The organism is Paenibacillus hunanensis (assembly GCF_014645615.1).
Taxonomy (GTDB): Bacteria; Bacillota; Bacilli; order Paenibacillales; family Paenibacillaceae; genus Saccharibacillus; species Saccharibacillus hunanensis.
This window is the reverse complement of record NZ_BMMB01000005.1, coordinates 1-11,603: the sequence shown is the minus strand read 5'-3', so window position 1 is coordinate 11,603 and position 11,603 is coordinate 1. Positions and strand designations below refer to the sequence as shown.

At 48.1% G+C, this 11,603-nt stretch carries 8 protein-coding genes and 1 riboswitch; of the genes, 2 read left to right on the top strand and 6 right to left on the bottom strand.

Annotation, left to right across the window (positions count from 1 at the left end):
• Positions 1-54: 54 nt before the first annotated feature.
• Complete coding sequence (locus IEX62_RS11335; protein ID WP_188775649.1) at positions 55-1,443, bottom strand: NAD(P)-dependent oxidoreductase; 1,389 nt, start codon at positions 1,441-1,443, stop codon at positions 55-57.
• Between the two features lie 390 nt (positions 1,444-1,833).
• On the opposite strand from IEX62_RS11335, the gene IEX62_RS11330 reads away from it, so the two are divergent.
• Entirely contained in the window at positions 1,834-3,519 is a 1,686-nt protein-coding gene (locus IEX62_RS11330) for a PucR family transcriptional regulator (protein ID WP_188775648.1), read from the top strand.
• A 345-nt stretch (positions 3,520-3,864) separates the two neighbouring features.
• Here the strand turns inward: IEX62_RS11330 and IEX62_RS11325 are convergent, their stop codons facing one another.
• From IEX62_RS11325 to IEX62_RS11305, 5 genes are all read right to left on the bottom strand, one after another.
• Positions 3,865-5,223 carry an aspartate aminotransferase family protein gene (locus tag IEX62_RS11325; protein WP_188775647.1) on the bottom strand — a complete coding sequence of 453 codons (1,359 nt, stop codon included), beginning with the start codon at positions 5,221-5,223 and terminating at the stop codon, positions 3,865-3,867.
• Between the two features lie 135 nt (positions 5,224-5,358).
• Positions 5,359-6,444, bottom strand: a complete 1,086-nt coding sequence (locus tag IEX62_RS11320; RefSeq protein ID WP_229685738.1) for an ABC transporter substrate-binding protein — start codon at positions 6,442-6,444, stop codon at positions 5,359-5,361.
• A gap of 166 nt (positions 6,445-6,610) precedes the next feature.
• A complete protein-coding gene (locus IEX62_RS11315; protein WP_188775646.1) occupies positions 6,611-7,546 on the bottom strand; it encodes an ABC transporter permease in 936 nt (311 codons plus the stop codon).
• Complete coding sequence (locus IEX62_RS11310) at positions 7,546-8,337, bottom strand: ABC transporter permease (protein WP_229685737.1); 792 nt, start codon at positions 8,335-8,337, stop codon at positions 7,546-7,548. Before IEX62_RS11310 ends, IEX62_RS11315 begins: the two co-directional genes overlap by 1 nt.
• 29 nt (positions 8,338-8,366) lie before the next feature.
• Positions 8,367-9,155 (bottom strand): ABC transporter ATP-binding protein, encoded by a 789-nt coding sequence (locus IEX62_RS11305; RefSeq protein ID WP_373289131.1) that lies wholly within the window; start codon positions 9,153-9,155, stop codon positions 8,367-8,369.
• A 564-nt stretch (positions 9,156-9,719) separates the two neighbouring features.
• A riboswitch (purine riboswitch) is annotated at positions 9,720-9,819 on the top strand.
• Between the two features lie 172 nt (positions 9,820-9,991).
• Here IEX62_RS11305 and IEX62_RS11300 point away from each other — a divergent pair.
• Entirely contained in the window at positions 9,992-11,383 is a 1,392-nt protein-coding gene (locus tag IEX62_RS11300; protein ID WP_188775643.1) for an NCS2 family permease, read from the top strand.
• The last annotated feature ends 220 nt before the right edge of the window (positions 11,384-11,603 follow it).

Below are 11,603 nucleotides of genomic sequence, written 5' to 3'. Positions count from 1 at the left end.
TTGGACTAGATTAGAGTGCCTTCGAACGTTACACAGGCTGTATATTGAAAAATATTATACTGCGGAGCTTATCGCTGGTGAGGTCTGAGGCAGTAGCTCACGAATAATCGCATGAGCGGCCAGCTTACCCTGCTGAGCCGCAGATACGACCATCGCCTCACCGCGACCGGCACCGAAAATAATATCGCCTGCCGCATACACCTTAGGATGAGAGGTACGATACGTATGATCGTCCACCTCAACGACACCCCATGTGTGGCTGAGTCCAAAATGCTCAATCAAGCTGAGCTGGCGCTCCTGACCAATCGCCAGTACGACAGCATCAACAGGCAACAGGAATTCCGAGCCTTCGACTGGCATAGGAATGAGTCGACCATCCTTGCCTGTTTCGCCAGTGAGAGTCATCTGCACACATTCCAGATGAGTGACCCTACCGCTATCATCGCCCACGATGCGTTTAGGCAAGGTGAGCCAGCGGAACTCTACACCTTCCTGCTTGGCAAACTCGTATTCAAAGTCGTACGCCGTCATTTCCTCTCGTGTACGGCGATAGATCATTTTTACATTGGCAGCACCAAGTCGTACGGAGCAGGTAGCGGCATCAATAGCCGTATTCCCTGCACCGATCACAGCGACATGTTGTCCGATCATATTCACCGATGGCAATCCTGTTTTCGTTTGCTCGACCAGCTTAATCGCATCATATACACCTGTAAGCTGCTCACCCTCGATACCGATTGGCGGTACATAGCCCATTCCAGCGGCTAGCACGACGGCATCGTATTGCTCCAGCAGCTCAGCCGCGGCAATATCGGTGCCTACGCGCACGCCTGTTTTGATCTCTACTCCGAGCTTCTGCACCTGCTCCACTTCCCAGAGTGAGATCGATTGTGGAAGACGGAAGGACACAATACCGTATGTATCCAGACCTCCTGCTTGCTCACGTGCCTCATAGATCACCACACTCATGCCCTGACGTGCCAGCTCACGAGCAGCGGATAGACCAGCAGGCCCACCACCAATGACAGCAACCTTGTATCCATTATCCGTGCCACGCTTGAACAGCTCGGCATCGTTAGCAATCGCCCAATCGGTAGCATAGCGCTGAAGCATCCCGATCTGAATCGGAGCCGATGCATCATTTAGCACGCAGGCACCTTCACATAATTCCTCTGTCGGACAGACACGGGCACAGCTAGCACCGACTGGATTGGAATCCATAATCGTCGTTGCCGCACCGCGTAGATTATCGGTCGCAATTCGTTTGATAAAGGAGGGGATGTTGATGCTAGTCGGACATGCCTTGATACAGGGCGCATCATAACAGTAAAGACAGCGATTCGATTCCTCGATGGCTCCTTTAGATGTTAGTCCTGGCTCTGCTTCGGCAAAATTGTGCATGAACATATCCGGCGAAAATGCGGTGATTGCAGAATGCTTCATAGGTCAGCCTCCTTTTGGAATATCCGATATGGAAAGGAATATGGGCATACAGGGAATGGGATAACAATACAGGACAGCTTTATTCGATATTATGTGAACTATACGTAGCTATTCTATTCCACAATCCTTAAAAATAGACATTTACATAAAATAATTCACATCAAATCAAGAAAATGTGTAACTAAAGTTAACAAAATGAAATATAATAGTTCATTATCGAACTGAATTCATTATTTATAAGTTATATATACTAACATTAGTTATACAAACTATAGTAAATTGGAGGTTTTATTACATTAGACAGACTGTCTAATTTCAAAAGTTTAATTTTTACGGCATCGATGGCAGGAAGACGGTAGATTACCATTCAAGCAGGTGGGGGGAGAACAAATGAATGGACAACGTATGTTTACGATCCATGATGCACTGACACGTCCGCTGTTTGGGGAAGCTCAGGTAGTTGGAGGAAGCGCTGGACTACATCGTACGATCCGGTGGGTGCATGTGCTGGAGAGCGCCAATATCGAGAGTCTAATTCATGGAGAAGAGATGATTTTGACGACCGGTCTGGGTTTTCATACCGATCTGGAGTCAGCATTATCCTTTATGCGTGATCTGGTGCAGAAGCGTGCAGCTTGCCTATGTATTGAGCTGGGACAATACTTTGATCAGATTCCAAAGGAAATGATGGAGCTGGCAGATCAGCATCAATTTCCATTAATCGTATTCACCAAGACGGTCCGCTTTGTGGATATTACGCTGGATCTACATTCTTTACTGATTAATCGACATCATCGACTGCTACAGGATTTGGAGGGGATTTCGCGCGAGTTTAATCGGTTAACCCTTAGCTCGCAGGGCACGAGTAAAGTATTACAGCTGCTACACCGTAGCACAGGCAATCAGCTTATGTATGTGCAAATGGGCGGCAAGCCGACCTTTTACCCACCGATTGCACCGGATAAGCAGCGCGCTTGGCTGGAGCAATTTACTGCATTTGAAGCAGGAAAGGAAGGGATGGAGCCAGACGCCGCACCTTATTTTCGCGAGCTCGGTAATGAGACGCTAGTATTAAAGCCAGTCGGAGCACTCGATCAGACATGGGCCTATATCATGATGATCTGTCCGCATCGTCCGCAGGAATACGATTGTCTGCTGCTGGATTCGGCGGCGCTGTCGATTGCTCAGGAGCTACTGCGTACACGATACATGGAGGAGCGTCGTCTCTTTTCGGAAAATCTATGGGTGGAGGAATTGATCAACGGACGTCTGAAGGAGGAGCATCGACTGAAAAGCTTGATCGGCCCTGATTTTGGTGCGATGAATGATCTGCCTTATCGCGTATGCTTGATCGAGATCGAGAATCCGCAGGATGTGCGCTGGAGTAGCTCGGAATATGAATGGGAATCGATCACCTTTCACCTGTCGATTGTGCTGCGTTCCATCTTCGAGCAATATCTATTCCATCCGCTGATCACACTCAAAAATAACCGCCTTGCCGTGATTGCTCTCGACAAGCAGCCACGCATGCCAGCCAAGCCACGTCTGGAGCAGGCGATCCATGCACTGCGCCATATTCGCTCCGACGATAAGCTCAAAGACCTGCAACTGATCATAGGCGTAAGCAAAGCAAACAAACAATTGAAAAACGCCTCCACCAGCTATCAGGAAGCGGTGCAGGCGCTATCAGTCTATTCATGCTCAGGCAGTCGAGTGCTCTTTTACGAGGAGCTAGGTGTATATCAATTATTGCTCAGCTTAAATGATGGGCAACGCCTGCAAACCTTTGTCCGCAACTATCTCGGCCCACTGATCGATCACGACGAATCCAAAGGCAGCGAGCTACTACTCACCTTACGCGTCTATCTCGACCACGACGGCTCCAAACAAATCGCCGCCCAGAAGCTATTCATCGTCCGCCAATCCCTATACTACCGACTCGACAAAATCACCGAGCTGCTAGGCGAAGACTTCATGTCACCCGAAAACCGCATCTCCATCCAGGTCGCCCTACGCGCCTATCAATTGCTCTATCCCGAAAAGCTAAGCCTACCTCATATGCAGTCTTCTCTATAAGAAGTGCAATACAATCAAGCTCCGTACCGATTGTAAAGATCATTGCTGTTAAATAAGTAATATAACCATGCAGTAGTGTAGCAATAATTCAATCTCTCCCTACTACAAGCACTGATCGATGTTGCGATAAGCACAGAACGAAGGGAAGGAAATAAGGGGAAGGACGTACTTACAGTGTTAGTGATTTCCTAACACGTGGTTCAATGAAAAGTGATTTTTGCGAAGCAAAATATCTTACTACTTTTGAGCACAGGAATCTACATTTCACTCCCATTTCGTAGATTCCTGTGCGATACGGAAGTCCATCCCCTTATTCCTTCCCGAAGTGGTGTCTCCCAACATCGATCAGTGTTCCCCCATTACCTTCAAAAATGTAGTGATCAAAAACTCCATATCCTCATCCGTACACACCAGCGGTGGAGCAAATGTCAGCACATTGTTGAAGCCTGCCACCGTATCACCGTTTTTACCAATAATCAGCCCATGCTGCTTACAGCCTGCGATAATACTTTTCACAATATCGAGCGAAGCAGGCTGCTTTGTCGCTTTATCCGCTACCAGTTCTACCCCTGCCAGCAGACCGAAGCTGCGAATGTCGCCGACCAATGGATGATCAACTAACGTCTGAAGTGCATCGCGTAGCCGTTGACCGAGTACACGCGCACGATCGATCAGCTGCTCTTCCTCGATAATTTGCAGATTACGCAGGGCGAGCGCACATGCCGCTGGATTACCGCCAAATGTATTCACATGACGAAAATGCGAATACTCATCCTCCGGATCTTTAAACGCTTCATAAATGTCCTTGCGTACTGCCGTAGCAGACAAGGGCAAGTACCCACTCGTCAATCCCTTGGCCATCGTAACGATATCCGGCTTGATGCCAAAGTTATGATGGCCGAATTTTTGCCCGGAACGTCCGAACCCGCAGATCACCTCATCGATAATAAGCAGCACACCATGCCGTTTACAAATCTCCTGCACACGCTCCAGATAGATCGGCTCCGGTACAATAATGCCACCCCCGGTAATAACGGGCTCCATAATCACCGCGCCTACTGTCTCCGCTCCTTCCCAGATAATCGTATCCTCAATGACCTGTGCACATTGCAGATTGAATTCCTCTACCGATTGCCCGGCTGGACGGCGGTAGCTATCGGGTGGGGCTACATGTAGAAAGCCCGAGGTGAGCGGTTCGTATTTGTATTTACGCTGTGCCTGTCCGGTTGCCGATAAGGCGCCAAGTGAACTGCCATGATAACCCCGATAGCGGGAAATGAATTTATGGCGATAATGCTGCCCGGTCTGCTGATGGTATTGGCGTACCATTTTAAAAGCAGCCTCATTCGCTTCCGAGCCACTATTGGAGAAGAAGATAACATACTCATCGCCCAGCCATTCATTCAGTTTTTCAGCGAGTCGAATCGCAGGCATATGACTTTGGGTGAGCGGAAAATAAGGAAGCTGCATCATTTGCTCGTATGCGGCTTCGGCAAGCTCCTTGCGTCCATAACCAACATTCACACACCATAGTCCAGACATACCATCCATATAGCGTTTTCCATGAATATCGGTAATCCAGGCACCCTGTCCCGATTCCGCAATCATCGGCGGAGCGGCTTCGTTATAGGGCGTAATATTGTGCCATAGATATTGACGATCCTTTTGCAGAGCGGCTTCACTGTTAATGGCTGACTTGATCATCCTGTGTTCCTCCTGAGCATTCGAGGGTAGCCGTCTATGGAGCAGAGCTACCCGCCGAAATGTAGTGTAGTGAGATAAGTAGTGAAATGGATGGCGCCAATAGAATGGCTAAACTAATAGAATAGCTAAAAGAAATTATTTCGATTGTGTAGCCATATCCATAATCTCATTGGTATAAGCCTTCTCTGTATCCGCAGCCTGCTTGATTACGCCGAATTTGAGCGCGATATCTGCGGTCTGCTTGAACATGGTGCCATCCGTATAACCCATTTTTGTTTTATCAAAGCCATCCGGTAGAATCAGCTTCGCAACCTCCTGCATCATTTTGAGTTGATGCTCCTTCGTTGTACTGCCCGATTCAGCCTGCTTCATCACGATATCGACCGCACCCTCTGGATCATTGATAGCATCCTGCCAGCCTTTGAGTGAAGCACGTACGAACTTGGCGGCAGTTTCTTTGTTGTTTGACAGCCATTCGCTATTGGCGAACAAATTGTCCTCCAGCATCGCAACGCCTTCCTTATTCATATCGATCACATTCATATCATCCGCCTTCACACCGGATTCGATGGCGACCTGGTATTCGTTATACGTCATGGCGGAAGCGGCATCAAGCTCGCCATTTAGGAATTGATCCATCGTAAAGCCCTGCTTTGTGAAGCTGAGGTCTTTATTCGGATCGAGCTTGTATTTATCGAACAAGGCCAGCACCTCGAACTCATTGCCGCCCATCCAGTTGCCCACCTTTTTGCCCTTGAGATCAGCAGGAGATTGGATGTTGGCAGACTTTTTAGAGATCAGCACCAATCCGCTTTTTTGGAAAATTTGGGCGATCTGCACGAGCGGCATTTCCTGCTCCTGACTGGTCAGCAGACTCGCAACCCAATCGACACCGATATCGGCTGAGCCGCCAGCGACCTGTTGTTCAGGTACAATATCCGGGCCGCCGGGCAGAATCTGTACATCCAGGCCCTCATCCTTGTAGTAGCCTTTGTCCAGTGCGACATAATAGCCAGCGAATTGCGCCTGCGGAACCCATTTGAGCTGAAGCTTGACGGTGACTGGCTCTGTCGACGCTTCGGTGCTGCCTGTTTGTCCAGCGGCACTTGTGCTTTCATTACTGCTGCCACTGCTTCCTCCACAGCCTGCCACGATCAGACATAGCGATAACATAACCATCAGCAGCATACTCACCCGTGTATTCCAACCCGTCATCTTCATTCATTCATGCCCCCTGTATATTCGATTACAATAGGTATTGCTCTGTCTATCGTATGTGCTACCTATTCTCCAGATGCGTACCCTTTCATGGCACAGAGCCATGTTGCTTTATACATCTTGCTATATAAGCGTATTGCTGGATGCCTGTGAACCAGCATGTTGAGCGTTATTTCGTCTCAACACGCTGTGATGCATGCCAGCGAATGAGCCCTTTTTCCAGTCGTTCTACGATGAGATAGAAGATCACGCCAGCGATAGCAGCCAGTACGATACATGACCAGCCAAGCGGCATTTTGGCAACCTTGATCGAGTTGGAGAGTAGATAACCAAGCCCCTGCGAGGAGAAAAAGAATTCACCGACGATTGCACCGATCATACTCGCGGTAGCATTGATTTTGAGCGCGGTGAATACATGCGGCAAGCTATTTTGAATCCGCAAATAACGAAAGATCCCTACTCGTCCAGCAGCATAGGAATGCATCAGATCAAGTGCGAGCGGATTGACCGAGGTCATTCCTTTATAAGCATTGATCGCCATCGCCGCCATAGTAGTGACCGTCACAATCGCCACTCTGGAGCCGATGCCATCACCAAACCATAGATTCATCACCGGAGCCAGTGCGACGATCGGCACGGCATTCATCGCTGCAACCACGATTAGACTTGTTCCACCCCAGCGCGGCCATGCTGTAGCGATTAGCGCGATAATAAAGCCGAGTGCTGAGCCGCATAGCATGCCGAGTACCGCTTCGGTCAGCGTATATCCAGTATAGGAAAGGAGCATGCTCCAATTTTCCATCATCGCATTAGCAATAGCAGAGGGGAGAGGAAGCTGGTACTTTTTCAGATCGAGTATGCGGTGGAACACTTCCAGCTGCCATAATAGTAAGAACAATACACCAGCGAGCAAAGGCAACCAGATGGTCGAGCTATTTATAAGTATCTGCCAGGGAGACGAGCGGCGATCCGAGCGAGCTACCTGTGAAGTGGAATGATCGGATGATCGAGATGCAGCATGTGAAGTTGAGGCAGGCGAATGAGCGGAGGGGGAAGGATGAATCGATTCTGTAGCAGATGGCGTGCGAGTGTATCCATTTTCCATTACTGTTCACCTCCTCGTGTTCGGAATTCCGGCTGCCAAGGTGCAATGATGCGTTCGATCAGACTGATCACCCAGTAGCTTAGAATGCCCAGCAGTGCACCTACAACGACAGTCGACCAGAACATATACACATGAGAAGGGCCATAATACAGATTACGCAGCATGATCACGCCGATACCATGCTGCGCACCCATCAGCTCCACCAGAATAGCTCCAGTCACGGCGAGGGGAGCAGCGATTTTTAATCCACTGAACAAGCTTGGCAGAGCCGCTGGGAATCGAAGTTTCCAGTATATCGACCACGGTTTGGCAGCATACGAATACATTAATTCCAGTGCAGAGGGCTCGACACTGCGCAGACCACGCAGCATATTCAGTGCAACCGGGAAAAAGGTGATATACCCGGAAATGATAATCCGTGATATGTATTCATCCCGTACAATGCCGTAGATGATCGGTGCCAGTCCCAGAATAGGGATCATTTGCGAAGCGACCGCATACGGAAAGGTCAGTCGTTCAATCCAACGCGACACACTCATCAAGATCGCGAGCAGTACACCAGCCGCCGCTCCGATCACAAAGCCAATTGCTGCATTGCCAAAGGTCGCACTGCCCTCTTTGAGTAAGGTGCCACTATACTGCACACTCGTTGTCAAAATCGCATGGACATAAGGAAGCTTGGATTGTGCCAATGGGACTTGAGCGAGATTCAGTAACGCCCACGAACCTGCCTCCCATACCACCAAAATCGCTACAATCCATACCAGCACAGGCACGAATCGATTTCGCATGAACAACGCTCCTGATCTCATCGCCTCACTCACACCCCTTCAAAGCTATCTCGAATCTTGGCGATTAACTCGAAAAACTCCGGGCTATTTCGCATCTCCGGTGTGCGTGGACGGGGTAGAGGAATATCTACCACTGCCGATAAACGTCCTGGATGAGGAGAAAGCACGAATACCCGATCGGACATGAAGATCGATTCTGGAATACTGTGCGTGACAAATACAATCGTATTTTGCACCTTGCTCCAGATCGACAGTAGCTCTTCATTTAATCGCTCCCGTGAAAATTCATCCAATGCGGAAAAGGGCTCATCCATCAGCAGAATTTCCGGCTCCATCGCCAGTGCGCGCGCAATCGCTGCACGCTGCTGCATTCCACCGCTGAGCTGCCACGGATATTTATCTGCAAAGCTTTGCAGTCCGACTAGCTCCAATAACTCCATTGCACGAGCATCGCGTTCCTTTTTCGGCACCTTCATCATTTCAAGTGGGAGCGCAACATTATGTCTGACCTTGCGCCAGTCATATAGCACCGGACTTTGGAATACAATGCCATACTTACGAGCAAGCCTTGCCTCGCGTGCACTCTCGCCTGCCACCGTCACCGAGCCTGTCGTCGGTTCCAACAGATCCGCCATCAAGCGCAGTAAGGTTGTTTTACCACAGCCCGATGGCCCAAGCAGTGAGACGAATTCGCCTTTAGCAATATCCATACTGACCTGATGCAATGCCAGCACCTCAGTATTGCCCGTCCGATAACGCATCTCTACATTACTTAACTGAATTTCTGGCATTCCCGTTCCGACTGACGGTACAGGCATTGTAGACATCGATCATCGCCTCCTACATCAAAATACAATCTGTCATTACGACCTACACCCAAGCTCATTACGAACTACATCCAAGCCATACAATAAAGATTGGGAATATTGATGATATATAATTGAACATGTAAATAGTTTTTTCATAATCGGTGTTAATAAAAATTCTTACGGTGTGAATATAACGCCTTAAATGCTTTGATTTTGTGATCTGGAGTTCTTTATTTTCACGTCATGTGTATACATCATGTTCTGTTGACTAACATCATACTTGCAGCATTCTACCTATGCATTAGACAAAAAGTAAGATAGCTCCCATGAAATTAAGTCAGTTTGTCTATTTTGTTCCCGTTATATACTGGTAAAATAGCAATTCGATAGCGCTTACTCCTACGCACATCCAAAATGAGGGGGAATTACAAAAGTATTACCGAACAATAAAAGGAAGCGATAACATAAACATTCGTATTTTTCGATTGACAACAACTAAACAGTATCCTAGAATGTAACAGGTAAGTCATAACGATATGGCAAAAACAACATGAACACGGATAAGCTTCACAATATCGACAGTTATAATGTTTTCGTATAATCCTGTGAATGGGCACAGGAGTCTCTACGTGATCACCGGAATGATCTCTCTACGGAATTCAGATATATAACCTGTTGCTTCTGGGCTAGATTAATAGTAGTGGAACGTTTGTTTACTACATACATGATCGGGAACAGAAGTGCAGGTGCAATCTGACCTAGAGACCCCGATGAGTAATCGTACGCATCGGGGTCTTTGTCGTTTTCTTATCCATATTCAAAAAACGGGGGGACATGTATTCATTATGGAGCGTTTCTTTAAGCTACGGGAACACGGCACGAATGTAAAAACAGAGATGATCGCAGGTCTGACAACATTCATCACGATGGCGTACATTTTGTTCGTTAACAATCTGTTCTTAGGGCCAGACGGCGCGGGTATTCCTGCACAGGGCGTATTTTTTGCCACAGCGGTAGGTGCAGGTCTGGTTACGATTTTGATGGGACTATTTGCAAATATTCCGGTTGCACTTGCACCAGGTATGGGCTTGAATGCTTACTTTATGACAGTCGTACTTAGCTCCAATGGTATGATCACCTGGCAGGCTGCACTGGGTGCGGTATTCCTATCCGGTATTATTTTCATTATTTTAACGATTACGAAGGTTCGTCAGCTGCTGCTAGTAGCCGTTCCTCATTCACTGAAAATGGCGATCACCGTCGGTATCGGTCTGTTCGTCACCATCATCGGCTTGAAGCTCGGTAACGTCATCTCCGTATCCGCAACAGTAACAGGCGTAACGGATGTAAGTCAGCTGGCTGGCCCGGTAACGGTAAGTGGTGGTAACTTCCAACTTGCTCTGAGCGACTTCGTTCATAACAAAGATACGCTGCTGTCTCTGATCGGTCTGTTCCTGATTGGCGTACTGATGGTCATGCGTATCCGCGGCGCACTGTTGATCGGGATCGTGTTATTGACACTGATCGGAATTCCAATGGGATTGACCGATGTAAGCAGTCTATCTCATGCACAATGGCTGCCATCGTTCGATAACCTGGCAGTCGGTCAACTCGATATCAAAGGCGCTATTGGCCTCGGCTTGTTTGAGATTGTATTTATCTTTACCTTTGTCGAGCTGTTCGACACCTTCGGTACACTGGTCGGTACTGCTGAACGTGCAGGTCTGTTCAAGAACCGTAAAGAAGGTGAGAAAAAAGTCAGCAAAGCGATGCTCGTTGACGCTGTTGGTGTAAGTGCAGGTGCCGTTCTTGGTACAAGTACGATCACTTCTTATGTAGAAAGCACATCCGGTGTTGCAGCAGGTGGCCGTACAGGTCTGACTGCGGTAACAACTGGCGTACTGTTCCTGCTCGCACTGTTCATCGCTCCGCTCGCACTGATGGTGCCTTCGGCAGCGACAGCTCCAGCGCTGGTCATTGTGGGTGTACTGATGATGAGTCAGGTTCGTAACATCGTATGGGACGACTTCATGCAAGCCTTCCCGGCATTCCTGACTATTATCTTCATGCCATTCACAAACGGGATTGCCAATGGTATCTCCGCAGGTATTCTGTCCTACGTAATCCTGGGCTTCTTCGCGAACACTTTCACAGGCTACAAAGTGAAAGTTCACTGGCTGATGTGGATTCTAGCGATCATCGTTGTAGCTCGTTACGTATTCCTTGGTTCGGAATAATCTAATCGTATTTCTATGAAGGTGGGCAGAGTAATCTGCTCACCTTTAGTCTATGTTTGAATCCGATATACAACGATGAATGATGTTAAGAACTGATCTGTAGCAACGATGCATCTAGAAAAATCAAAGAAGAGCGACACGATAGCTACCTAGCTATCGTGTCGCTCTTCTCTATAAAAGTCGCTCTTCTCTATAAAAGTCGCTCTTCTCTATAAAAGTC

What these genes read in the sequence shown, in the direction of transcription:
- IEX62_RS11310 (WP_229685737.1), bottom strand. Translation starts at nt 8,337, where the DNA reads ATGCGAAATCGATTCGTGCCTGTGCTGGTATGGATTGTAGCGATTTTG.
- IEX62_RS11325 (WP_188775647.1), bottom strand. Translation starts at nt 5,223, where the DNA reads ATGATCAAGTCAGCCATTAACAGTGAAGCCGCTCTGCAAAAGGATCGT.
- IEX62_RS11305 (WP_373289131.1), bottom strand. Translation starts at nt 9,155, where the DNA reads ATGCCTGTACCGTCAGTCGGAACGGGAATGCCAGAAATTCAGTTAAGT.
- IEX62_RS11335 (WP_188775649.1), bottom strand. Translation starts at nt 1,443, where the DNA reads ATGAAGCATTCTGCAATCACCGCATTTTCGCCGGATATGTTCATGCAC.
- IEX62_RS11320 (WP_229685738.1), bottom strand. Translation starts at nt 6,444, where the DNA reads ATGAAGATGACGGGTTGGAATACACGGGTGAGTATGCTGCTGATGGTT.
- IEX62_RS11300 (WP_188775643.1), top strand. Translation starts at nt 9,992, where the DNA reads ATGGAGCGTTTCTTTAAGCTACGGGAACACGGCACGAATGTAAAAACA.
- IEX62_RS11330 (WP_188775648.1), top strand. Translation starts at nt 1,834, where the DNA reads ATGAATGGACAACGTATGTTTACGATCCATGATGCACTGACACGTCCG.
- IEX62_RS11315 (WP_188775646.1), bottom strand. Translation starts at nt 7,546, where the DNA reads ATGGAAAATGGATACACTCGCACGCCATCTGCTACAGAATCGATTCAT.